This window comes from Variovorax paradoxus, from assembly GCF_000834655.1.
GTDB classification, from domain to species: domain Bacteria; phylum Pseudomonadota; class Gammaproteobacteria; order Burkholderiales; family Burkholderiaceae_C; genus Variovorax; species Variovorax paradoxus_F.
Genome location: NZ_JXQQ01000048.1, coordinates 17789 through 40984 on the forward strand (window position 1 = coordinate 17789; position 23196 = coordinate 40984).

The 23196-nt window shown below is 67.0% G+C and carries 26 protein-coding genes; 13 read left to right on the forward strand and 13 right to left on the reverse strand.

Annotation, left to right across the window (positions count from 1 at the left end; translation table 11 throughout):
• Positions 1–2: 2 nt before the first annotated feature.
• The 5 genes from RT97_RS20325 to RT97_RS20345 are packed head-to-tail and all read right to left on the reverse strand — an operon-like array spanning position 3 to position 4150.
• Positions 3–485, reverse strand: coding sequence for a GNAT family N-acetyltransferase (locus RT97_RS20325; RefSeq protein ID WP_042580633.1), 483 nt, complete (start codon positions 483–485; stop codon positions 3–5).
• Between the two features lie 48 nt (positions 486–533).
• On the reverse strand, positions 534–1661 hold the full coding sequence (locus tag RT97_RS20330; protein WP_042580634.1) for a sterol desaturase family protein: 1128 nt from the start codon (positions 1659–1661) through the stop codon (positions 534–536).
• 23 nt (positions 1662–1684) lie between these two features.
• Positions 1685–2974 carry a beta-ketoacyl-[acyl-carrier-protein] synthase family protein gene (locus RT97_RS20335; RefSeq protein ID WP_052810711.1) on the reverse strand — a complete coding sequence of 430 codons (1290 nt, stop codon included), beginning with the start codon at positions 2972–2974 and terminating at the stop codon, positions 1685–1687.
• Positions 2971–3252 carry a phosphopantetheine-binding protein gene (locus RT97_RS20340; RefSeq protein ID WP_042580635.1) on the reverse strand — a complete coding sequence of 94 codons (282 nt, stop codon included), beginning with the start codon at positions 3250–3252 and terminating at the stop codon, positions 2971–2973. Before RT97_RS20340 ends, RT97_RS20335 begins: the two co-directional genes overlap by 4 nt.
• Positions 3253–3289: 37 nt before the next feature.
• A complete protein-coding gene (locus tag RT97_RS20345; RefSeq protein ID WP_042580636.1) occupies positions 3290–4150 on the reverse strand; it encodes an alpha/beta hydrolase in 861 nt (286 codons plus the stop codon).
• Positions 4151–4288: 138 nt separating this feature from the next.
• Between RT97_RS20345 and RT97_RS20350 the strand changes: the two genes are divergently transcribed.
• The gene (locus RT97_RS20350; RefSeq protein WP_013538509.1) at positions 4289–4978 is read left to right on the forward strand and encodes a response regulator transcription factor; all 690 of its coding nucleotides are present in this window, start codon (positions 4289–4291) and stop codon (positions 4976–4978) included.
• Positions 4975–6354: a sensor histidine kinase gene (locus RT97_RS20355; RefSeq protein WP_042580637.1), complete on the forward strand. Its 1380-nt coding sequence runs from the start codon at positions 4975–4977 to the stop codon at positions 6352–6354. The genes RT97_RS20350 and RT97_RS20355 overlap by 4 nt, the downstream gene beginning before the upstream one ends.
• Here the strand turns inward: RT97_RS20355 and gloA2 are convergent.
• The 7 genes from gloA2 to gstA all read right to left on the reverse strand — a co-directional run bounded on the left by gloA2 (position 6351) and on the right by gstA (position 12704).
• On the reverse strand, positions 6351–7112 hold the full coding sequence (gene gloA2 / locus RT97_RS20360; RefSeq protein ID WP_042580638.1) for an SMU1112c/YaeR family gloxylase I-like metalloprotein: 762 nt from the start codon (positions 7110–7112) through the stop codon (positions 6351–6353). The two genes, RT97_RS20355 and gloA2, sit on opposite strands and share 4 nt — an antisense overlap.
• A 5-nt stretch (positions 7113–7117) precedes the next feature.
• A complete protein-coding gene (locus RT97_RS20365; protein WP_042580639.1) occupies positions 7118–7585 on the reverse strand; it encodes a GNAT family N-acetyltransferase in 468 nt (155 codons plus the stop codon).
• Positions 7582–8067: a RidA family protein gene (locus RT97_RS20370; protein WP_042580640.1), complete on the reverse strand. Its 486-nt coding sequence runs from the start codon at positions 8065–8067 to the stop codon at positions 7582–7584. The genes RT97_RS20365 and RT97_RS20370 overlap by 4 nt, the downstream gene beginning before the upstream one ends.
• Positions 8068–8127: 60 nt before the next feature.
• Entirely contained in the window at positions 8128–9231 is a 1104-nt protein-coding gene (locus RT97_RS20375; RefSeq protein WP_042580641.1) for an alkene reductase, read from the reverse strand.
• 107 nt (positions 9232–9338) lie between these two features.
• Complete coding sequence (locus RT97_RS20380; RefSeq protein ID WP_042580642.1) at positions 9339–11171, reverse strand: acyclic terpene utilization AtuA family protein; 1833 nt, start codon at positions 11169–11171, stop codon at positions 9339–9341.
• Positions 11168–11950, reverse strand: coding sequence for an enoyl-CoA hydratase/isomerase family protein (locus RT97_RS20385; RefSeq protein ID WP_042580643.1), 783 nt, complete (start codon positions 11948–11950; stop codon positions 11168–11170). The genes RT97_RS20380 and RT97_RS20385 overlap by 4 nt, the downstream gene beginning before the upstream one ends.
• A 145-nt stretch (positions 11951–12095) precedes the next feature.
• Complete coding sequence (gene gstA / locus RT97_RS20390) at positions 12096–12704, reverse strand: glutathione transferase GstA (RefSeq protein ID WP_042580644.1); 609 nt, start codon at positions 12702–12704, stop codon at positions 12096–12098.
• 193 nt (positions 12705–12897) lie between these two features.
• Between gstA and RT97_RS20395 the strand changes: the two genes are divergently transcribed.
• The 10 genes from RT97_RS20395 (at position 12898) to RT97_RS20435 (ending at position 21098) form a co-directional block, all read left to right on the forward strand.
• Complete coding sequence (locus RT97_RS20395) at positions 12898–13083, forward strand: DUF1328 family protein (RefSeq protein ID WP_013538518.1); 186 nt, start codon at positions 12898–12900, stop codon at positions 13081–13083.
• Positions 13083–13229 carry a hypothetical protein gene (locus RT97_RS33485; protein WP_172672234.1) on the forward strand — a complete coding sequence of 49 codons (147 nt, stop codon included), beginning with the start codon at positions 13083–13085 and terminating at the stop codon, positions 13227–13229. Before RT97_RS20395 ends, RT97_RS33485 begins: the two co-directional genes overlap by 1 nt.
• A 10-nt stretch (positions 13230–13239) precedes the next feature.
• The gene (locus RT97_RS20400) at positions 13240–14127 is read left to right on the forward strand and encodes a transglutaminase-like domain-containing protein (RefSeq protein ID WP_042580645.1); all 888 of its coding nucleotides are present in this window, start codon (positions 13240–13242) and stop codon (positions 14125–14127) included.
• A 176-nt stretch (positions 14128–14303) separates the two neighbouring features.
• The gene (mnmG, locus tag RT97_RS20405; protein ID WP_042580646.1) at positions 14304–16262 is read left to right on the forward strand and encodes a tRNA uridine-5-carboxymethylaminomethyl(34) synthesis enzyme MnmG; all 1959 of its coding nucleotides are present in this window, start codon (positions 14304–14306) and stop codon (positions 16260–16262) included.
• On the forward strand, positions 16259–16900 hold the full coding sequence (gene rsmG / locus RT97_RS20410) for a 16S rRNA (guanine(527)-N(7))-methyltransferase RsmG (protein WP_042580647.1): 642 nt from the start codon (positions 16259–16261) through the stop codon (positions 16898–16900). The genes mnmG and rsmG overlap by 4 nt, the downstream gene beginning before the upstream one ends.
• Before the next feature lie 115 nt (positions 16901–17015).
• Positions 17016–17630, forward strand: a complete 615-nt coding sequence (locus tag RT97_RS20415) for a LysE family transporter (RefSeq protein WP_042580648.1) — start codon at positions 17016–17018, stop codon at positions 17628–17630.
• 18 nt (positions 17631–17648) lie between these two features.
• Positions 17649–18563 carry a ParA family protein gene (locus RT97_RS20420; protein WP_042580649.1) on the forward strand — a complete coding sequence of 305 codons (915 nt, stop codon included), beginning with the start codon at positions 17649–17651 and terminating at the stop codon, positions 18561–18563.
• A 42-nt stretch (positions 18564–18605) separates the two neighbouring features.
• A complete protein-coding gene (locus RT97_RS20425) occupies positions 18606–19151 on the forward strand; it encodes an RBBP9/YdeN family alpha/beta hydrolase (protein WP_042580650.1) in 546 nt (181 codons plus the stop codon).
• On the forward strand, positions 19151–20092 hold the full coding sequence (locus tag RT97_RS20430) for a ParB/RepB/Spo0J family partition protein (RefSeq protein WP_042580651.1): 942 nt from the start codon (positions 19151–19153) through the stop codon (positions 20090–20092). The genes RT97_RS20425 and RT97_RS20430 overlap by 1 nt, the downstream gene beginning before the upstream one ends.
• A gap of 112 nt (positions 20093–20204) precedes the next feature.
• Positions 20205–21098: a CsgG/HfaB family protein gene (locus tag RT97_RS20435; RefSeq protein ID WP_042580652.1), complete on the forward strand. Its 894-nt coding sequence runs from the start codon at positions 20205–20207 to the stop codon at positions 21096–21098.
• 88 nt (positions 21099–21186) lie between these two features.
• Here RT97_RS20435 and RT97_RS20440 read toward each other — a convergent pair whose 3' ends face one another.
• A complete protein-coding gene (locus tag RT97_RS20440) occupies positions 21187–22611 on the reverse strand; it encodes an FAD-binding oxidoreductase (protein ID WP_042580653.1) in 1425 nt (474 codons plus the stop codon).
• A 74-nt stretch (positions 22612–22685) separates the two neighbouring features.
• Between RT97_RS20440 and RT97_RS20445 the strand changes: the two genes are divergently transcribed.
• On the forward strand, positions 22686–23186 hold the full coding sequence (locus tag RT97_RS20445; RefSeq protein ID WP_042580745.1) for a DinB family protein: 501 nt from the start codon (positions 22686–22688) through the stop codon (positions 23184–23186).
• The last annotated feature ends 10 nt before the right edge of the window (positions 23187–23196 follow it).

Genomic DNA, 23196 nt, shown 5'->3' on the forward strand with positions numbered 1-23196 from the left:
TTTCAGTCGAACAGCAGCGCCATCATGTGGTCGTCGATGGCCTCCGCAGCGCCGGCGCGCCGGTAGAACTTGCGCAGCGTGCCTTCGCGCTGGAAGCCCAGCTTCTCGTAGAAGCGCAGGCCCGGTGTGTTGTCGCTTTCGACGCAGAGCTCGACGCGCTTGACGCCCGCTGCCTTCAGTTCGTCGATCGCCTGGCTCACCATCGCGAGCGCCACGCCCTGGCCATGCAACGCCGGATCGACCGCCAGCGTGCCGAGGCTGGCCACGTGCTGCACCCGGCCCGGATAACGCGTCGCGCGATAGAAGCCGGCGATCCGCCCGTCCAGTTCGTAGACGAAGAAGCGCCGGCTGTCGACCATCTCCTGGTAGATGGGCCGGAAGTCTTCGAGCGGCATCGGGTCGTAGCCGAGATAGGGCACGACCTTCTCGTGCATGTAGAGCGCGAAGACGGTGTCGATGTCTTCAGGTGTGGCGAGCCTGCGCATAAGTGAGAGTCCCGGAGCGATGGAAGCGCCGAGCTTACCGACTGCGCCTCACGCCAGCAGCGCCGCCGACAAAGCCAGCAGCACGCATTGCGCACACCATGCCCACCGCAGGCGAAGTCGCGAATCCAGCACCGCGCCGATCGCCCAGAAACCCCCGACGGCCAATGCCAGGAGTTCGAGCCCGGTGCGAACTGCGAGGTCGTCGGCGCCCCACAGGAAGGCAAGCGTCACGCCGACCCATCCGGCGAAGTGGATCGATGCCGAGGCGACCTGCATGCGGGTCAGCTCGGGGTCGTGGATGTGCATCGCCTCGTCGAGAGAAAACGGCGCTTGCGGAAAGCGCGCCTCCACGTCGGCCGGCCGCCAGCCTGGCGGCTTGAACCACACCGCGACCTTGTCGCGCCATCTGCGCGCGTGCCAGCTGTCGTGCACGAGCGGTGCATACGGCCCGAGGATCGCGCGCAGCGGATCGAAGCTCGCCAGCGCCGTGCGCGTGCCGTAGACGGCACCTTCGTTCTCTTCGGCGAAGGTGCCGAACATGCGGTCCCACACCACGAGCATGCCGCCGTAGTTGCGGTCCACGTACCCATCGTTCACCGCGTGGTGCACGCGATGGTTCGAGGGCGACGAGAACACGCGGTCGAACCAGCCGAGCTTGCCGATGTGCTCGGTGTGGATCCAGAACTGGTAGACCAGAACGACGAGCCCCGCGATGCCGAACTGCTCGGGCGGCACGCCCACCACCGCCATCGGCAGGTAGAAAGCCCAGCCCAGGAAAGCCACCATGCTTTCCTGCCGCAATGCCGTCGAGAAGTTGAACTGCTGGCTCTGGTGATGCACCGAGTGCGCGGCCCAGAACACGGCCGACTCATGGCCTGCGCGATGCAGCCAGTAATCGCAGAAGTCGAACAGCAGCACCGCGACGATCCAGCCGATGGCGCTGTCCCAGAAGCAGGGCCGCGTCCAGATCGCGACGGCCGGATAGACCATCGCGTAAAGCCCGATCTGGAAGAGTTGCGTGCACACAGCAAGCGCTTGGCTCAGCAGCCCCTGGCTCAGGCTGCCGAGCGTGTCGCTGAAGCGGTAGGTGTTGCGGCGCTTGAGCCAACCCCATGCGAATTCGCACGCCATGAGCAGTGCGAACACGGGCACGACGAGAACGACCAGCCGATGCACCGCGTTGTTTTTTCAGCAGGCCTTCAGCGATCCAATGCATCCGCACGGCCGGCCACGATCACCGCGTTGGTGCCGCCGAAAGCGAAGGAGTTGGAGAGCGCGTAGCGGATGCCCTTGGCTTCGCGCGCTTCGCCGCGCACGAAGTCGAGATCGAAGGCCGCATCGGGCGTCTGCAGGTTCGCGACGGGCGGCAGCGATTCGCGCGCCAGTGCGCGCAACGCCGCAATGAGTTCGATGGCGCCACCGCCACCGAGCACGTGGCCATGGATGGCCTTGGTGGCGCTCACGGGCGTGGCATTGCCGAACACCTCGCGGATCGATGCGGCTTCTGCTGCATCGCCGGCCGAGGTGGCGGTGCCGTGCGCATTGATGTGGCCGATGTCGGAGGCCTCGATGCCCGCATCCCGCAGGGCGGCGCGCATCGCACGCACCTGGCCGGCGCTGTCGGGGTTGGTGATGTGCGTGCCGTCGCAGTTGGTGGCGTAGCCCGCGAGCACGAACGGGGAAGCCCCCGCTCCGCGCGCCTGTGCGTGGGCTTCGGATTCGATCACCAGCGCCGCCGCGCCTTCGCCGATGGCAAAGCCCGCGCGGTCGCCGGAGAAAGGCCGGCAGGCGGAAGAGGGCGCGCCGGCAGGTGGCGGTGCCATCACGCGCATTGCGTGCCAGCTGGCCATCACGCCGGGCGTGAGCATCGCGTCGTGTCCGCCGACGATGGCGACGTCGATCCAGCCGCCGCGGATGGCGCGCATGGCCTCGCCGATGGCCACCGCCGACGAGGCGCAGGCGCACGCATAGGCAATGGCCGAACCGCGCGCGCCGAAATGCAGCGCGAGCTCCGCCACTGCTGCGTTGGGCATCACGGTGAGCACCGTCGTCGGGCGCATGCGCTTTTGCTCGCCGTAGAGCGCGCGGGTCGTGGTGTCGAAGGCGCCCGCGCCGGCGAGGCCGCTGCCCCAGAAGATGCCCAGGCGCTCGGGGTCGACGCTGCCGGCACCGAGTCCGGCTTCGGCGGCCGCGTCCTGCGCGGCGGCCAGCGCCATCGCCGTGCCGCGGTCCAGCGGCAGGCGCGAGGTGCTGCGCACGCCGTTCGAATCGAAATCGCAGGCCGCCACGGCGAGCGACATCGGGTCCATGCCCTTGATCTCGAGCGTCTGCGCGCGCACGGCCGAGCGACCGTTGAACAGCGCATCGTCGAAGGCCTCGACGGTGCGGCCGATGGGCGTGATGAAGCCCATGCCGCTCACGCGTACGGGTGCCGATGCGGCACGCGCCGCGGAGGCGGCCAGCACGGCGTGGGCTGCTCCGCTGCTCATGCGTGGGCCGCTTCGCCGGCGGGTACAAGGGCGCCGCTGCTCTCGGTGTCGATCACCTCGCACAGGCGCTGCAGCGTGATGCCGGCTTCGCGCGGGTCCAGCCGGTCTTCTGGAATGCGCAGGTGAAAGGCGTCTTCCACCGCGAAGACGAACTCCATCAGCGCGAGCGAATCGAGGCCGAGGTCGGTCAGCACGGTGGCGGGCGAGATGTCGCTGCGATCGATCTTGAAGTCGGTCTCCAGGATGGTCGCGATGCTGTTGAAGGTAGGCGAGGACATGGGCTGTGTTCCTTTCAGTGTGTTCGCTCGGGCGAGCTCATGCGTACAGGGGATGCTCGGGCATCGAGCCGTGCGCGACCGCATCGGCGAACGACACTGTTTCGCGCACGACCTGCTGGCGGTCGTTGTCGATCGTGATCATGTGGTAGCTGTTGGCCACGACCACGGTGCGGAAGGCGCGGCAGCGCAGGCCCCGCGCGAGGATGTCGAGGTTGGCCACGCTGGCCACCTCGTCCTGCTGGGCATGCAGCGCGAGCACGTTGTCGCACTGCACTGCATTCAGGTTGCGCCGCACGTGGCGGATCAGCCGGTCGTGTTCGCGCAGGTGGCTCACGCCGATCACCGAGCTGCCCGCGCGCGAGATCTTGCGATGCCGCAGCTCGCGCTCGATCCAGGCGCGTACGCGTTCGTTCTTCACGCCGTAGGGCGGACGTTCGCGGTATTGCCAGAGGCGCCCGAGCGGCGTGTAGAAGGCCAGCGGCAACAGGAACTGCGTGCGCGGAATCGCCCAGCCGTCGAAGCGCAGCGTGGTCGACATGAGCACCAGCGCATCGACGTCGCGCCCGCACCGGATGGCCGCGCCCAGCGCGAGCGAGGAGCCGGCGGAGATGCCGACCAGCATCACGCGGTCGTGCTGTGCGCGAAGCGCCTCGACCTGCGCCTGGATGGCATCGAGCCAGCGCTCGTACGGCGCGGCATGCCGCAGCGGCGCATTGGCGTCGAACGAGTAGCCTTCGATCGACAGCGGGTGTGCCGCATACCCCCGGACGCGCAATGCCGATTGCACGGTCAGCAACTCGTCAGGCGTGCTGCATAAACCATGCAGCAGGACCACCGCGGTGCGTTGCACCTCGCGGGGCACCATGCTCAGCTGATCAGAGGAATCGCGTGCGCTCATCGCGTGGCGCCGGCCATGAAAATGGCCCCTGTTTCATGCTGCTGTCGTATGCTCATGCAACGACTATCGTGTGGAGCTACTGACCGGCCCCTGACCCATTCATTCAGCAACTCTTCACACTTCCACCACCCCACCACCATGCGAATCCTGCTTGTCGAAGATGACGCCGTCCTGCGCGATGTGATGCTGCGCAGCCTGGCGGATGCGGGCCACCGGGTCGACGTGTCGACCAACGTCGAAGACGCCGACCACCTCTGGCGCGTGCAACCCTTCGATGCGGTGCTGCTCGACCTCAACCTGCCGGCCACCGCGAGCCCCACCAGCGGACTCGCAAGCGGCCTCACCGCGCTCAGGCAGGCGCGCGCGCGCGGCGACCGCACGCCCGTGCTCGTGCTCACCGCGCGCGGCCGCACCGAAGAGCGCATCGCGGGCCTCGATGCGGGTGCCGACGACTACCTGGGCAAGCCTTTCGATCTCGCCGAAGTCGAGGCGCGATTGCGCGCTCTGGTGCGCCGTGCGAAGGGCACCGAAGACATCGTGCTGCTCGGCCAACTCAAGCTCGACCGCAAGGCGCGGCGCTTCTCCACCGCGGGTGGTCCGCTCGATCTGCCCGCGCGCGAGTTCGAGGTGTTGTGGGAACTGATGAGCCCGCCGGGCCGCACCGTGAGCAAGCGTGCGCTGTCCGACAAGCTCTCCAGCTTCGACGAATCGCTGGGTGACAACGCACTCGAGGCCTTCATCTCGCGGCTGCGCAAGAAGCTGCTGGGCACGGGTGCAAGCATCCGCACGCTGCGCGGCATCGGCTACCTGCTCGAAGCCGAGGTGTGACGGACGGCACCGTTCCCCCGATCGCACCGTCGCTCACGCGGCGGGTCCTGCGCAACGTGCTGGTGCCGCTGGCACTCACGTGGATGCTCGGCGCGGTGATCGCGCTGGTCATCGCCAACTACTTTTCCGAACAGGCCTTCGATCGCGGCATGCTCGACGATGCCTATGCGCTGTCGGCCAACGTGCAGGCGGGCGAGCGCGGCATCGAGCTCTTGCTCACGCCGCGCGAAGTGGCCACGGTGCTCTTCGACCAGATCGACAAGGTCCATTTCTCTGTGCAGCGTCTCGACGGCTCGCTGATCTCGGGCGAGTCGGACCTGCAGGCGCCGCTGCCTGCGGGCGGCGCGCGCTACCGATTTTCCGACGTGACCTATCAAGGCAAATCCATGCGCGCGGTGACGCTCGAACACGACGCGGAACCCGGCATCGCCATGCCCTACCGCGTGGTGATCGCGCAGACCACGCTGAGCCGCACGGCGCTCGTGCGGCAACTGCTGGGCTTTGCATTGGCGCCGCAGATCCTGCTGCTGGTGCTGTTGGCGGTGTGGCTCTGGTACGGCATCCGCAGCGACCTGCGGCCGCTCGGCGACCTGCAGCGTGCGCTCGACCGCCGCGACGTGCGCGATCTTTCGCCGGTCGCGGTGGCGCAGACCTCGCGCGAGTTGCAGCGCCTCGGCAACGCGGTCAATTCGCTGTTCGAGCGGCTGGGCCACAGCGTGCAGGCGCAGCGCGAGTTCGTGGGCAACGTGGCGCACGAGTTGCGCACGCCGCTTGCCGGCATCCGCGCGTTGGCCGAATACGGCCTGGCGCAGCACGACACCACGGTGTGGCGCGAGCAGCTCGAGCGCGTGTCGGAGCGCCAGGCGCGCGCGAGCCACCTGATCGACCAGTTGCTCGCACTTGCACTGGCCGAGGAGGCGCGCACGAGCCTGGCCCGCGCGCCGGTGCACCTCGATGCATTGGCCGAGCAGACGGTGCTGCGCCACCTGGCGCGTGCGGATGCGCGCGGCGTGGACCTCGGTGCGAGGGGCCTGGACGACGGTGTGGTCGTGATGGCCAACGAAGCGCTGGTCGAAGGCATCCTGGACAACCTCATCGACAACGCGTTGCGCTACGGCGGCCGCACGATCACGGTCGAGCTCGCAGGCCGTACGCTGAGCGTGATCGACGACGGCCCCGGCATACCACTCGAAGCGCAGCGCGACCTGATGCAGCGTTGGGCGCAGGGCCCCGCGGGGCAGAAGCTGGGGCAAGGCTCGGGGCTGGGGTTGTCGATCGTGTCGCGCTATGCCGAGCTGCTGGGGGCCGAGCTGCGGCTCGAGGCGGCCGAGCCCACGGGCCTGCGCGTGAGCGTCGCGTTCGGCGAGGTCGCCTAGGGCTGCGTCGGCAGCGGCGTGCCTTGGTGGAACGCCATGCGCCATCTGCCGCGCCGCAGTCGCCACAACGAACTGCGAAGCGAATCGGCTGCGGGCCGCTCGGGTATTGCGGCACGGTGCGCGCGGTAGGTGACCAGCGCCACATCGGGCGCCATGCGCTGCACGCGGAAGTCCGAGATCGTTCGCTCCGAAAAAGCTTCGTCGCGCAGCGCTTCGACGATCGCGGGCCGCGTCCATTCGATCCCCGACACACCGAGTTCGCGGAAGTCGTCGTCGAGCAGTTCCTCCAGTTGCGCGGCACTGGATCGCACCTTGCGCAGATGCAGCGCGCCTTCGAGTTTCAGCAGCAGCGCATCGAGGTCTTCGCAAGGCGCGGCTTCGTAGAGTTCGAGCGGAAGGCCGTCGGGGTCGGCGAAGAAGGTGAAGCGCCGGCCCGTGTACTCGTCGATGCGCAGCGGCTCCACCGCGATGCCCTGCGCCGCGAGTTCATCGGCGGCGGCCTGCACGTCGTGCACTTCGAAGGACAGGTGCCGCAACCCCTGCGCCTCGGGCCGCGTAGGGCGCGCGGGCGCCTCGGGAAACGAGAACAGCTCGACCTGCGAACCGTCGGGCAGTGCGAGATCGAGCTTGTACGAATCGCGCGCGGCGCGGTAGTTTTCGGCGACGACGCGCAGGCCGAGCACCTGGGTGTAGAAGCGCTTCGAGCGCGCGTAGTCGGCACAGATGATCGCGACGTGGTGAATGCGGGCCAACTGCATGGCGGTCAATTCCTCAAGGGCTTGCGCAGGAAGACGCGGGTGCGCTCCGCGAAGGCGAGGCGCTTGTATTCGACATAGCCGATGCGTTCGTAGAGCGCGCGGTTCTCGGTCATCTTCTCGTTGGTGAAGAGGTAGATGGAATCGTGGCCCTGCCGGAGCGCCTCGCGCTCGGCGAGCTCGAGAAGGGCGCGGCCGACCCCGGTGCCCTGGTGCTGGGGCCGCACCGCGATCACGTCGATCAGGAAGCCTTCGTCGGTGATGTCGAGCACCAGCGCGGCGATGGTTTCGTCCTGCTGCGTGGCGACCCAGACCTGCGCATGGGCGATCGCTGCGCGGTAGTCCTTGGTCATCGGAATCGGTGTGAGACCGAGGCGCGGAATGTAGTGTCGAAAGGCCTCGATGGCGCATGCGGCGATGGAGGCCGCATCGCTCGCGTCGGCCCGCCGGAGAGTCCATGTCGCGTTGCCGCTCACGCGTCGAACTCCACCTCTCCCTCGATCTCGACCGGAATGTTGAACGGCAGCTCCGCCATGCCGACGGCGCTGCGCGCGTGCGCGCCGATGTCGGGCCCGAAGAGTTCGAGGATGAGGTCCGAGAAGCCGTTGATCACCGCCGGCTGCTTGTCGAAGCCGGGTGCCGAGGCGACCATGCCGAACACGCGCGTCCAGGCAGCGATGCGGTCGAGATCGCCCAGCGCACGCTGCAGGCTGCCGAGCATCGCCAGGGCCGTGAGGCGGGCCGATGCGTAGCCTTGCTCGACCGTCACCTCGCGGCCCAGCTTGCCCAGCGGCGCGGCGATGGTGCCGTCGGCGTTGAGCGGGCCGTGGCCCGAGACGATGGCGCGGCGGCCGATGAGCCGCACGAACTGGAAGGGCAAAACGACGCCGGGCGGCGGCGTCACGGTCGGGGGAAGAACGAGGCCGAGCGCGGCCAGTCGTTGCTCGATGCGGGCCATGGCATTTCTCTCCTGTGGCGGACACGAAAAGTCCGCCGCATCTTGCCATGGCCCCGGGCGTCAGCCGAGTGCCGGATAGTCCGTGTAGCCCTTGGCGCCGCCGCCGTACATCGTGGCCTTGTCGAGCTCGTTCAGCGGCGCGTTCTCGCGCAGGCGGCGCACCAGGTCGGGGTTCGAGATGAAGGGCTTGCCGAAGGCGATGAGGTCGTCGCCTTCCTTCACGGCTTCGTCGGCCAGCGGCTTGTCGTAGCCGTTGTTGACCATCCATGCGCCCTTGCCGCCGGCTTCGCGGTATGCGGCCTTGAGGGCTTCGTAGTCGAAGGGACGGTCCTCGATCTCGCGCGGGCCGCCGGTGGCGCCTTCGATGATGTGGATGTAGGCCAGGTTCAGTTGCGCGAGCTGCTTGACCACGTAGGTGAAGAGCGGCTGCGGGTTGCTGTCGTGCACGTCGTTGGCGGGCGTGACGGGCGACAGGCGGATGCCGGTCTTGCCGCCGCCGACGGCATCGACGACGGCGCGCGTGGCTTCGAGCAGCAGGCGCGCGCGGTTCTCGATGGAGCCGCCGTAGTCGTCGGTGCGCTTGTTGCTGCCGTCTTTCAGGAACTGGTCGAGCAGGTAGCCGTTGGCGCCATGCACCTCGACGCCGTCGAAGCCGGCGGTTTCCACCGCGCTGCGGGCCGCGACCGCATAGGCGTGGACGATGCCCGGCAGTTCACCGGCATCGAGCGCGCGCGGCTCGGAGGTCTCCACGAAGGTGGGCACGCCGTCCTTGATGAGCACGGTCTTGGTCTTGGCGGTGATGGCCGAGGGCGCGACGGGCTTACCGCCATCGGGTTGCAGTTCGGTGTGCGAGACGCGGCCCACGTGCCACAGCTGCACGACGATCTTGCCGTCCTTGGCATGCACCGCGTCGGTCACGCGCTTCCAGGCGTCCAGCTGCTCGGTGCCGTAGAGGCCGGGCACGTCGGAATAGCCCTGGCCCTGGTGGCTGACGGCGGTGGCTTCGGTGATCAGCAGGCCCGCGGTGGCGCGCTGCGCGTAGTAGGTGACGGCCAGCTCGGGCGGCACGGCGTTGGGCGAGCGGTTGCGCGTCAGCGGCGCCATCACGATGCGGTTGGCGAGCTTCAGGTCGCCGGCCTGTACGGGGTCGAAAAGGGTGGACATCGTGAAAGAAGAGGCAGAGTTGAAACAGGCGCAAGGCTAAGCGCCCGGCGTCAACCCTGCTGTCGCACGGTTGTCCCGATTGGTGTTAGTGGCGCTGTCGGCGCTTTTCAGGGCACGAGGGCCTGCAACGCCGCGCTCACGCGCACCGGCATCGCCAGCAGGATCTGCCCCATGCCCTTGCCCAGCGGGTCGTTGCGCAGCGACGCCATGCCGCCCCCGCCCAGCGCCTGTTCGCAGACGAAGTTGAAGGCGTCGATGCCCGGCACCTCGTAGCGCGTGACGCGGCCCTTGACGAGGTGCGCGAGCCAATCGGCCACTCGCGCCTCGGAGAGCTGTTTGCGCAAGACGGGCAGCAGGGCGGGGTGGCGCGCGATGACGCCGATGTTCGAGGTGTCGCCCTTGTCCCCGCTGCGGGCCCAGGCAAGGCGGATGAGGGGCACTTCGACGGTGTCGGGGGCCTCGGGTGCGGCTGGGTGCCGCGTGGCGCCGGCGGGTCGCGGAGGGGAAACTTCGGCGACCGAAGGCGCAAGGGTGCGCGGCACATCGACGGGTTGCCCATCGATGCGCACGCGGGCCTCGACCTGCGACTTGTCGAGCAAGAAGGCGTACTGCCGGATCGACGGCGATACCGAAGCCCGCCCGCCGCCCGCTCCCGTGGTGCCCGGAGCCCACGAGGTGCCGGCCGGCGCCACTTCGCGCGCGAACAGCTCGAGCGCCTCCTTGCGCGGATGCGTCACCGCGAGCCGCAGCACCGCCTCGCGCGTCTGCAGCACCTGTGCATTCGCATGCGGGCCGTAGCAGGACTCGGCGCCGAGCGTTTCGATGTGCGTGGCGCTGTAGGGGCCGAAGCCGGACTGCGCGAAGAGTTCGCCGGTGCGCGCGAGGATCGCCTCGCCCGTGCGCCGTGCCTTCGCGGCCGCATCGAAGCCCACGATGGTTAGCTGCGCCGCGGTCTTGAAGCCGTCGACATAGGTCGCGCTGACCTTGTAGCTCGCGGTCGGCGCACGGCCGCGCGCGCCGTGAACGTGCACGCGGTGTTCGCCCGCCTGTTCGATGCGCACCTGCGTGAAGTCGGCCGTCACGTCGGGCAGGAGGTAGGCGGCGGGGTCGCCGATCTCGTAGAGCATCTGCTCGCCCACCACCGCCGGCGTGAGCTTGCCGCCGGTGCCCGCGGGCTTGGTGACGACGAAACTGCCGTCCGCGCTGCACTCGACGATCGGGTAGCCGATGTGCGGCCAGTCGGGCACGGTGTCCCAGTCGGTGTGCAGGCCTCCGGTCGCCTGGCAGCCGCACTCGATAATGTGGCCCGCGAGGCTGCCGGCGGCGAGCAGGTCGTGGTCGCCGGGCTGCCACTTGAACTCGTGCATCAGCACGCCGAGCGTGACGGCCGAGTCGACGCAGCGGCCGGTGATGACAACCTGCGCGCCCGCATCGAGCGCAGCCTGGATCGGCCGCGCGCCGAGGTACGCATTGGCGGTGAGCACGCGCTCGGGCAGCGCCGCGCCGCTCTGCAGTTCGCGCACGGGCGGCTGGGCCTGGCGCAGTTGCGGCAGCAGCGCGGATACGTCGTCGCCGCTCACCACCGCGATCTTCAGCTCGATGCCTTGCTCTTTCGCGAGCGAGGCCAGTGCATCGGCGCAGCCTTGCGGATTCACGCCGCCCGCGTTGCTCACCACGCGGATGCCTTGTTTCACGACATCCTCGAGCACCGATTTCATCGCGACCAACACGAAGTCCGTCGCATAGCCGAGCTCGGGTTTCTTGAGCCGCGCGCCCGCGAGGATCGACATCGTGAGTTCGGCGAGGTAGTCGAACACCAGGTAGTCGATCTGCCCGCTGGCCACGAGCTGCGGCGCGCCCACGCTGCTGTCGCCCCAGAAGCCCGAGGCGCCGCCGATGCGGACGATGCGCTCGGCGGTGCCCTTGCTGTCGTTGCTCATCGGCCGCTCCATTGCGGCTTGCGCTTCTCGCGGAAGGCGAGCTGCCCTTCGGCTGCGTCCTCGGTGAGCGCGAAGAGGCCGATCTGGCTTTCGGTGAACGCCATCGATTCCTCGAAGGCCATCGCCTCGATCTTCTTCATCGTGTAGAGGCCGCGGCGGATGGCTGCGGGCGACTTGTCGAGCATGCGGCAGAGCAGCCACTCGACGCTCTCGTCCACGTCGTCGCTCACGCGGTTGATCAATCCATGCGCGAGCGCCTGTGCGGCGGCGATGGGCTCGCCGGTGATGCACATCTCGGTGAGCACGCGGCGCGGCAGCAGGCCGTCGAGCACGCTGAGCACCTGCGCGGGAAAGAGGCCGACCTTCACCTCGGGCAGGCCGAACACGGCACCGCTGCTCGCCACCGCCATGTCGCACATCGCCATGATCCCCATGCCGCCCGCCATGCAGGCGCCGTTGACGCGCGCGATGAGCGGCACCGTCAACTGGCGCGCCTGGCGAAAGAGGTTGGCGAAGCCCTGGTAGGGCTCGGCGTAATCGAACTTGAACGCGGTGCCGCTTTGCAGGTCGGCGCCCGCACAGAAAGCCCGAGTGCCGGCTCCGGTGATGACGACGGCGCGCACCGCGGCATCGCCGTTGGCGCGCGCGAGGGCATCGGACAGGCGGGCGAGCACGGCGGCGTTGATCGCGTTGCGCCGCTCCTCGCGGTCGATGGTGAGCCACATGACGGGCCCGCGCATCTCTTCGCGCAGTTCGACGGTGGGAAGGGTTTCGGCCATGGCGCTGGGTTCCTTCGAAGTTCTTCTGGAGTTCTGGCCGTAGCGTGACGCGAAAAAAAAGCCGCATCGTGCGGCTTGTGGCTGAAGCGGACCGGGTTTTCCCGTAGGAGGGCCCGGTCGCTTCGCTGCTTCTGTGTGCTTCGGTTTACTTCAGCAGGCCTTCGGCCTTCATTGCTTCCTGCACCGCCGGACGGGCCGCGACGCGCGCATGCCAGGCCTGCACGTTGGCGAAGGGCGAGAGGTCCACGCCGGTCGGCTTGGTCCAGTTGGTCACGGTGAACAGGTAGCCGTCGGCCACGCTGAAATGCTCGCCCATCAGGTACTGCTTGTCGGCGAGCTGGCCGTCGAGCCATTCGTAGCGCGACTTGAGCTTGTCCTTGAAGATGGTCTTGGCTTCCTCGGGCATGTTCGGGTTGAACAGCGGGCTGTAGCCCTTGTGGATCTCGGTGCCGATGAAGGTGAGCCACTCCTGCAGGCGATAACGCTGCATCGTGCCGTTGGCCGGCGCGAGGTTCTTGGTGGGCGCGAGATCGGCGATGTATTGCAGGATGGCCGGGCCTTCGCGCAGGCGCGCGCCGTCGTCCAGTTCGAGCATCGGCACGTAGCCCAGCGGGTTGATGCCGTAGTAGTCGGTGCCGTCCTGCAGCTTGTGGCTCTTGGTGCTGGCCATCACGGGCTCGAAGGCGAGGCCGGCCTCGTGCAGCGCGATGTGGGGCGAGAGGGAACAGGCACCGGGCGAGTAATACAACTTCATGCGAAATGACTCCAGGGGAAATGGATGTGGATGACGAGGTGATCTTTATGTGAAACCGAGGCGGATGCTAGCGGGTTTGAGGTCGTCGCGTTTTTGTCCTACGGCGGCTTGGGGCTCGTGACTATCGGGCGGGAGCGGCCCGCTTTCTAAGCTCCTGCCCACGGTGGGCGAGGCCTGCTGCAAGGAGTTTCGGATGTTGAAGTACGCAATCATTTTTGCGGTCATCTCCCTCGTGGCGGGCCTGCTCGGCTTCGGCGGCGTGGCTGCGGGAGCGGCCGGTATCGCCAAGCTGCTGTTCGGCTTGTTCCTCGTGTTGGCCGTGCTGTTCGTTGTGCTCGCCGCGCTGGGCGTGGGCGCTGTGAAGAAGGCGCTGGACTGATGCTGCGTTTGAAGACGAAGTGGCCGCAGGCGCGGTCGCTCGACACGCTGCTGCAGAGCCCCGCGCACCGCGTGGTGCGGGTGCTGCTCGTGACGCAGACCCATTGGCAATTGCCCGAACACCGCACGCGGCGACGACAGGCCTGAAGAGATCCCCATGCACATTTCACACATCGACGCGCAACTCGACTACGAGGTGACGGCGCCTGCGCACATGCTGCTCAACATCGAGGCCGCTCGCGCCGGCGCACAGGCGGTGGTGGAAGAGACCCTCACGATCGAGCCGCCGACCGAGATGCAGGTGTTCTGCGACGAGGGCAGCGGCAACCGCTTCATCCGCTTCGATGCCAAGCCCGGGCCGCTGAAGATCGGCTACAGGGCGACCGTGCAGCGTTCGCACGTCCACGTGCCGCTCGACTTGCGCGAGGTGCCGGTCAGCGAAGTGCCCGACGAGGTGCTGCATTACATGATGCCGACGCGCTATTGCGAATCGGACTTGATGTCCCGTTGCGCGCAGCAACTCTTCGGCGAGTTGCCGCCGGGCATCGGCCGCGTGCAGGCGATCGTCGACTGGATCCACGAGAGCATCGCCTACGAACCCGGCAGCAGCGACTCGACGACCACCGCACGCGAGGTGTTCGTGGAACGCGCGGGCGTGTGCCGTGACTTCGCGCACCTGGGCATCACCTTCTGCCGCGCGCTCAACATTCCTGCGCGGCTGGTGGTGGGTTATGTGTGGTTCGACGAGCCGCCGCAGGATTTCCATGCTGTCTTCGAAGCCTGGCTCGGTGGGCAGTGGGTGCTGTTCGATCCAACGCGCATGGCACCCGTCGACCGGCTGGTTCGTGTGGGCACGGGGCGCGACGCCAAGGACGTGGCCTTCTGCACGATCTTCGGCGCGGTGCGCATGACGGACAAGAAACTGGTGGTGCGCGAACTGCAGGACGAAAGCGTTGCACCCCCGGCCGCCCCGGCGCCGAGCGGTGCGCTGGTCGGCATCGAAAAGCCAGTGCCGGTGACACAACTCACGGAAACCGCCGCCTGACAACGATAGTTTGCTATTAAATATATAGCATACTATCCAGTCGCCACGGGCAGTGGCGGGCGGTTTGGCTTTGCCCTCTAGCTTGCCCACACAACGGGCGCAAGACGGCATCGCCGATTAAAATCGGTGCCCCCTTTGCGCAGCGCACGCGTCTCAGTAGTGCGCCCCTCTTTCAAATGCTGTACCCCGAAGAATTCGATGTGATCGTCGTCGGCGGTGGCCACGCCGGCACCGAAGCCGCGCTCGCCGCTGCACGCATGGGCGCCAAGACGCTGCTGCTCTCCCACAACATCGAGACGCTGGGGCAGATGAGCTGCAACCCGTCGATCGGCGGCATCGGCAAGGGCCATCTCGTGAAAGAGGTGGATGCGCTCGGCGGCGCGATGGCAATTGCCACCGACGAAGCGGGCATCCAGTTCCGCATTCTCAATTCGAGCAAGGGCCCGGCCGTGCGCGCGACCCGCGCGCAGGCTGACCGCGTGCTGTACAAGGCCGCAATCCGCCATCGCCTGGAAAACCAGCCGAACCTGAGCCTGTTCCAGCAAGCGGTCGACGACCTGATGGTGGAGGGCGATCGCGTGGTGGGCGCCGTCACGCAGGTGGGCATCGCTTTCCGCGCGCGCACCGTGGTGCTGACTGCGGGCACTTTCCTCGACGGCCGCATCCACGTCGGCCTCGACAACTACCAGGCCGGACGCGCCGGCGACCCGCCGGCAATCAGCCTGTCGGCGCGCCTGAAGGAACTGAAGCTGCCGCAAGGCCGCCTCAAGACCGGCACGCCGCCGCGGCTCGATGGCCGCAGCATCGACTTTTCGAAGTGCACCGAGCAGCCCGGCGACGGCATGCCCGGTGGGGCAGGGCCGATGCCGGTGTTCAGCTTCATGGGCCGCACCGACATGCATCCGCGCCAGATGGCCTGCTGGATCACGCACACGAATGCGCGCACGCACGACATCATCCGCTCCGGCTTCGACCGCAGCCCGATGTTCACCGGGAAGATCGACGGTGTCGGTCCGCGCTACTGCCCGAGCGTCGAAGACAAGATCAACCGCTTTGCCGACAAGGAAAGCCACCAGATCTTTCTCGAGCCCGAAGGCCTGACGACCAACGAGTACTACCCGAACGGGATCTCGACCAGCCTGCCGTTCGACATTCAGTACCAGCTCGTGCGCTCGATGCCGGGGCTGGAGAACGCCCACATCCTGCGGCCGGGCTACGCGATCGAGTACGACTACTTCGATCCGCGCGAACTCAAGAGCAGCTTCGAAACCCGCTCGGTCAAGGGCCTGTTCTTTGCGGGGCAGATCAACGGCACGACCGGTTACGAAGAGGCGGCGGCGCAAGGCTTGTTTGCCGGCATCAACGCCGCGCTGCAATGCCGTGGCGAAGATGCCTGGCTGCCGCGCCGCGACGAAGCGTATTTGGGTGTGCTGGTCGATGACCTCATCACCAAGGGCGTGACCGAGCCGTACCGCATGTTCACCAGCCGCGCCGAGTTCCGCCTGCAACTGCGCGAGGACAACGCCGACATGCGCCTGACCGAAGCAGGGCGCAAGCTGGGCTTGGTGGACGATGCGCGCTGGGACGCTTTCAGCCGAAAGCGCGACGCTGTTTCACGTGAAACAGAGCGCCTCAAGTCGATCTGGGTGAATCCGCGCAACCTGCCGGCGGCCGAGTCGGAGCGGGTGCTAGGCAAGGCTATCGAGCACGAATACAACCTCGCCGACCTGCTGCGCCGTCCTGATGTGAACTACGAAACGCTCATGTCCCTGGATGGCGGCAAGTACAGTGCCGCGTCGACTTTGAGCGGAACAGAGATCGAGCAGATTGAGATCTCAGCCAAGTATTCGGGCTACATCGAGCGCCAGCACGACGAAGTGGAGCGCGCTGCCCATTTCGAAAATCTGCGCCTGCCTGCCGATTTCGACTACGGGCAGGTCAAGGCGCTGAGCTTTGAAGTGCGCCAGAAGCTGGACAAGCACCGGCCTGAAACTCTGGGCTTGGCTTCGCGTATCTCCGGCGTCACGCCCGCGGCCATTTCGCTCTTGATGATCCATCTGCGCAAGGGCGGCCACAAAGCCTTCGCCCGTGATGCCGCCACGGAAGCAGCCACCGAGCCGCAGTCCGCAGGATGAGCGCGCCCATCGATACGCTGCGCGAAGGCGCTGCAGCGCTCGGCGTTGCGTTGTCTGGTCGCCAAGCCGAGCAACTGTTGGCCTACGGCACGCTGATGCTGAAGTGGAACAAGGTCTACAACCTGACAGCGGTGCGCGATCCGGCCGGGGTGATGACGCACCACCTGCTCGACAGCTTGGCCGTCATTGCACCGCTGCAGCGGCAATATCCGGAGAAGGGCAAGCTTCTCGACGTGGGCTCGGGCGCCGGACTGCCGGGTGTGATCATCGCGATCATGCGGCCGGACATCGATGTGAGCTGCCTGGATGCGGTCGCCAAGAAGGCCGCCTTTGTCCAGCAAGTGGCTGCGGAGCTCGAACTGCCCAATCTCCGTGGGCTGCATGCACGGGTCGAACTGCTGGAGGGCAGCTACAACGTGGTCAGCTCGCGCGCATTCGCTTCGTTGCCGGATTTCTTCAATGGCTCGAAGCAACTGCTGGCACCGGATGGCGTCTGGCTCGCCATGAAGGGCAAGAATCCCAGCGACGAACTCGCGGGTCTACCTCCAGAAGTGGCTGTGTTTCACGTGGAACAACTGGTGGTTCCGGGCCTTGATGCCGAGCGCTGCATCGTCTGGGCGCGCAAAGACCCCGTCTGATTCCGTAAAAGATGCGGCGCCGCCGGCAAAAGCCGGCGCCCGAACGGCCCTCCGCGCGCTGGCCTCGCTTAGACTCGACGCCTCCCCCTTGGCTCTCTTCTTCGAGGCAAATTCCATGTTTGGCATCGCTGACTACGGCGCGTTTGTCGCCGCCATCATCCTGTTCCTCCTGATTCCCGGTCCGGGCAATCTGGCGCTGATCACATCGACCAGCAAAGGCGGAATTCGCGGTGGATTGGCAGCGACCACAGGCGTGATCGTCGGTGACCAGTGCCTTTTATGGGCTGCGGTGGCCGGGGTGTCGGCGGTTCTGGCCGCTTACCCGACCGCGTTCAAGGCGGTGCAATGGCTGGGCGCTGCTTACCTCGCGTGGCTCGGCATCAAGATGCTGCTGGCCAAGCCCGGCTCGGCGCCGATTCTCAACATCAAGCCCGGCCATTTCTTCCGCCAGGCATTCACGATCACCTTGCTGAACCCGAAGGCTATCGTGTTCTACATGGCCTTCTTCCCGCTGTTCGTCGATCCGGCCCGTCACCAGGGGCTGGTCACTTTCGGCGCGATGGCGGTGACGATTGCGGCGCTGACCTTTCTCTACGGCCTGACCTCGACGCTGCTCACGCACTTTCTTGCCGAGCGAATCCGTGCCAATCGCCGTATTTCCGGCACGCTCGAGAAGCTTGCTGGCGTTTTCCTGATCGCCTTCGGCGTCAAGCTTGCGATCTCGCGCTGATCGATTTCCAGAACTGACATGGCCAAGATTTTCTGCATTGCCAACCAAAAGGGCGGCGTCGGCAAGACCACCACCACCGTCAATCTCGCCGCCGGCCTGGCCAAGGTTGGGCAGCGTGTGCTGATGATCGACCTCGATCCCCAAGGCAATGCGACCATGGGTTCGGGCATCGACAAGCGCGAGCTGGAGCTGACGGTGTACGACGTGCTGCTCGAATCGGCCTCCGTCGCCGAGGCGCGCGTCAAGTCGGACAAGCTGATCGAAGGCGGGTGCAGCTACGACGTCCTGGGCGCCAACCGCGAACTGGCCGGCGCCGAAGTGGAAATGGTGGCGCTCGACCGCCGCGAAAAGCGCCTTCGCACCGCGCTGGCGGCGGTGGGCGCCGAGTACGACTTCGTGCTGATCGACTGCCCGCCGAGCCTGAGCCTGCTCACGCTCAATGGCCTGTGCGCCGCCCATGGCGTGATCGTGCCGATGCAGTGCGAGTACTTCGCGCTCGAAGGGCTGACCGATCTGGTCAACACCATCAAGCAGGTGCACGCCAATCTCAACAAGAACCTGCAGATCATCGGTCTCTTGCGCGTGATGTTCGATCCGCGCATCACCTTGCAGCAGCAGGTGAGCGAGCAGCTCAAGTCCCACTTCGGCGACAAGGTGTTCGATACCGTGATCCCGCGCAATGTCCGGCTGGCCGAAGCACCGAGCTATGGCTTGCCTGGCGTGGTGTTCGATCCGGCCGCTCGCGGTAGCCAGGCCTTCATCGCCTTCGCGCAGGAGCTGGTCGAGAAGCTGCCGCCTGCGAGTGCCTTTGCCTCGGGTGCCGTTGCCCCGCCGATTGCGCCGGTCGAGCGCATCGCGCCGGACCTGGCCATTCCCGAGGACGTGCTGGCGCCCGCGCCCGCATCCGATTCCACCCCCGAAAAAAGCCTCTGACGCCTGCCGTCAATCGGCATGGCGCTATCAAGTTCGTAGCAAATGACAGTTTCCCGCATCCTGCTGTTGCCGGGTTGGCAAAACAGCGGCCCCGGCCATTGGCAGACCATCTGGGAGTCGATCCATGGCGACCGCCGGGTCGAGCAACATGAATGGATGCGGCCGTTGCGCGGCGACTGGTCCGCGCGGCTCGAGGAAGAAGTGCTGGCGGCACCCGGTCCTGTCGCCTTTGCCGCGCACAGCCTCGGCTGCATCCTCGTCGCCGCCTGGGCCGCGCATTCGCGCAACACGCACAAGGTGCGCGGCGCATTGCTGGTGGCCCCCGGTGATCTGGAGCGCGACGATCTTAGGCAATTGATTCCCGGCTGGGCACCGATCGTGCGGCAGCCGCTGCCGTTCCCTTCGGTGCTGATTGCCGCGAACGACGATCCGTATTGCGAGGCCTCGCGATCGCAGCAGCTGGCCAGGGACTGGGGCGCACGCTTCGTCGACGCCGGCAAGGGCGGCCACCTGAACGCCGAATCCGGCCTGGGCGACTGGCCCGAAGGCCGGCAACTCCTGAACGATATTTCGAAAGACAAGAACTGATGGCGACCAAGAAACCCAAGGGCCTCGGCCGCGGACTCGAAGCGCTGCTCGGCCCAACGGCCGGGCCTGCCGCCGACCAAAGCAATGCGGGCACGGAGGAGGGCGCCGCGCCGCCGAACCCGACCACGCTGATGCTCGACCAGATGGTGGCCGGCGTCTACCAGCCGCGTACGCGCATGGACGAGGGCGCGCTCTATGAGTTGGCCGAGAGCATCAAGGTGCAGGGCATCATGCAGCCGATCCTGGTGCGCCGGCTCGATGCCGAATCGGCTGCCGCCAAGAACGCCGAATACGAAATCATCGCGGGCGAACGGCGCTTCCGTGCCGCAAAGCTCGCGGGGCTGGACAGCGTGCCGGTGCTGGTGCGCGACGTGCCCAACGAGGCCGCCGCGGCCATGTCGCTGATCGAGAACATCCAGCGCGAAGACCTCAATCCGCTCGAAGAGGCCCAAGGCCTGCAACGCCTGGTCGCCGAGTTTGGGCTCACTCACGAAATGGCGGCGCAGGCCGTGGGCCGCTCGCGCAGCGCGGCCAGCAACCTGTTGCGCCTCTTGAACCTGGCCGAACCCGCGCAGCTGATGCTGATGGCCGGCGACATCGACATGGGCCACGCTCGCGCGTTGCTCTCGCTGGACCGCGGCACGCAGATCACCGCGGCCAACCAGATCGCCGCCAAGAAGATGTCGGTGCGCGAAGCCGAGGCGCTGGTCAAGAAGCTGGCGGCCGAATTCACCTTGACGCCCTCCCGCCGGGGCAACGCCGGCGAGAAGTCGCGCGACCTGCAGCGCGTGGAAGAAGAGCTGGCCGACCTGCTCACCGCCGAGGTCGAGGTGCGCATCAAGAAGCGCACGAAACGCGGCGAAAGCGGCGAGCTGGCGATCCATTTCGGCTCCATCGAAGCGCTCAACGGATTGATCGAGCGCATCCGCCGAACGGCCTAGTTTTGAAATCGGGATGGGGCATTCGTTTGATTGATTCCTGTAATCCTTTGCGCGTATCCTCGACCGCTGGTTTTTTCCAACCCCAGATCTGAAAACAGAGGGAGTCCCTGTCATGACGTTCACCAAGTTCCCGCTCGCGGCCATCGCCGTCGGCGCTCTTCTCCTCACCGGCTGCGCGACCACCGACATGCAGATGGGCAGCCAGTCGGCCAAGACCATGGCCACCGGCAGCGCCGCCGGCTCGTCCACCGCCGGCGAGAGCAGCCAGCTCGAGCGCTGCGAATCGCCGCTTGGCACGGTGTCCCTCATCGAGAACGTCAACGCCGGCTGGTACACCATCCTTACCGGCGAATACCGCCTGCCGCCTACTGCAAACCTGTTGCGTTTGCTGGTGCAGCAGTCGAACTGCTTCATCGTGGTCGAGCGCGGTGCGGCCGGCATGAACGCCATGACGCGCGAGCGCGCACTGCAGCAGTCGGGTGAAATGCGCGGCGGCAGCAACTTCGGCCGCGGCCAGATGGTCGCCTCCGACTACGGCCTGTCGCCCGAAATCGTGTTCAGCAACAGCGATGCCGGCGGCATCGGCGGCGCGCTCGGCGGCCTCGTGGGCGGCGGCCGTGGCCGCGCGCTCGCAGCCATCGGCGGCAGCATGCAGACCAAGGAAGCGAGCGCGCTCCTGACCCTCATCGACAACCGTTCGGGCGTGCAGGTGGCGGCCTCCGAAGGCAGCGCCTCCAAGACCGACTTCGGCGCGTTCGGCGGGCTGGCTGGCCGCAGCGGCGCCGGCGGCCTCGGCGGCTACACCAACACCGCACAGGGCAAGGTGATTGCTGCCGCGTTCATGGACGCCTTCAACCAGATGGTCCGTTCGCTGCGCAACTACAAGGCACAGACCGTGCGCGGCCAGGGCCTCGGCGGTGGCGGCCGGCTCGGCGTGGATGGCGGCGCTGCGCCGTCGCAGACCTATGTGCCGCCGGAGCCGGCACCGGCACGTCGCCGCAAGTAAGAATCGCCGGCCTCAGGGCCGCGTCACAATCAAAAAGCCCGGCGCTCTCGCGAGCCGCCGGGCTTTTTTTGCGTGTGAGGCGGATGGATCAGAGGCTGAAGATCTTCCCGGGATTCATGATGTTCTTCGGGTCGAGCGCGCGCTTGATCGTGCGCATCATGTCGATCGCGCCGACACCCGCTTCGGTCACCAGGAAATCCATCTTGTGCAGCCCCACGCCGTGTTCGCCGGTGCAGGTGCCTTCGAGCGCCAGCGCGCGGCTCACGAGCGCGTGGTTCAGCGCTTCGGCCTTCACACGCTCTTCGGGGATGTTGGGGTCCAGCAGATAGCCGAAGTGGAAATTGCCGTCGCCCACGTGGCCGACGAGGAAGTAGGGGATGCCGCTCGCATCCGCTTCGGCCACCGAGTCGAGCAGGCAATCGGCCAGGCGCGAGATCGGCACGCAGGTGTCGGTGGAAATCACGCGGCAGCCCGGGCGCGACTGCACGGCCGCGAAGTAGCTGTTGTGCCGCGCGGTCCAGAGCCGCGTGCGCTCTTCCGGCGTGCTGGCCCATTCGAAGGCATTGCCGCCATGGCCGCTCGCAAGTTCCTGCACCGTCTCGGCCTGCTCTTTCACGCCGGCGGGCGAGCCGTGGAATTCCATCAGCAGCATCGGCTCTTCGCGCAGGTTCAGCTTGGCGTAGGCGTTCACCATGCGCACCGTGTTCACGTCGATCAGTTCCACGCGCGCGATCGGCACGCCCAGCTGGATCGTCTCGATGGTGGTTCGCACCGCGGCCTCGATGCTCGGGAACGAGCAGATTGCGGCCGACACGGCTTCTGGCAGCGGGTAGATGCGCAGCGTGACTTCGGTGACCACGCCCAGCGTGCCTTCGCTGCCGACCATGAGGCGCGTGAGGTCGTAGCCTGCCGACGACTTCTTCGCGCGCGTGCCGGTGCGAATGACTTCGCCCGCGGCCGTCACCACTTCGAGCGCCAGCACGTTCTCGCGCATCGTGCCGTAGCGCACCGCGTTCGTGCCGCTCGCGCGCGTGGCGGTCATGCCGCCGATGGAAGCGTCCGCACCCGGGTCGATGGGGAAGAACAGGCCCGTGCTCTTGATCTCTTCGTTGAGCTGCTTGCGCGTGACGCCCGGCTGCACCGTCACCGTGAGGTCGTCGGCGTTGATCGACAGCACCTTGTTCATGCGCGACACGTCGATGCTGATGCCGCCCTGCACCGCGAGCAGGTGGCCTTCGAGCGAGGAACCCACGCCGAAGGGAATGACCGGCACGCTGTGCTCGCTCGCGAGCTTCACGGCATCGGCCACGTCCTGCGTGCTCTCGGCGAACACCACGGCCGAGGGCGGCGGTGCGTCGAACGACGACTCGTCGCGCCCGTGCTGGGTGCGCACCGCCATCGCCGTGGAACAGTTGGCGCCGAAGCGCGACTTGAGGCCTTCGATCAGGCTGGCGGGGACGTCGCGCAGATGAAGCTCCGGCATCAGGTGCGAGGTTTGGGTCGGGGCGTTCATTGGGAGTCTCCAGACGGGTGAGGGGGATCGGCCATTTTACGGAGCGAGCACCATAATGCGCTTCGGAAAAAATGATGAACCCCACGACCCTCAGCGCCCTCGCGGCCTTCCCCTTGCAGCTGGAGGCCCATTACGCGGCCATTCCCGAGGCTTTCCGGCACTGGGCACCGCCCTCGTGGGAGGGCGTGCCCAGCGAGGCCTTCACCGCCATCGAACAGCTTTGCCATGTGCGCGACATCGAGATCGAGGGCTACCACGTGCGCCTGCGGCGCACGCTGCTGGAGAACCGCCCGACGCTGGCCTCGATCGACAGCGAGCCTCTCGCCATCGAGCGCAACTACGGCGCCGCCGACGCCAGGCAGGTGCTGGCCGATTTCCGCCTCGCACGCGTGCAGACGATGGAGATCGTCTCGAGCCTGACCGATGCGCAACTCGCCCGCACGGCCGTCTTCGAGGGCTACGGTCCACTCACGATGCGCAGCCTCGTCCATTACCTCTGCAGCCACGACCAGCAGCATCTGGCGGGCCTGCAATGGCTGGCCGGCAAGATCGACGCCTCGACGGTTTCCGCATAAACACAAAGAC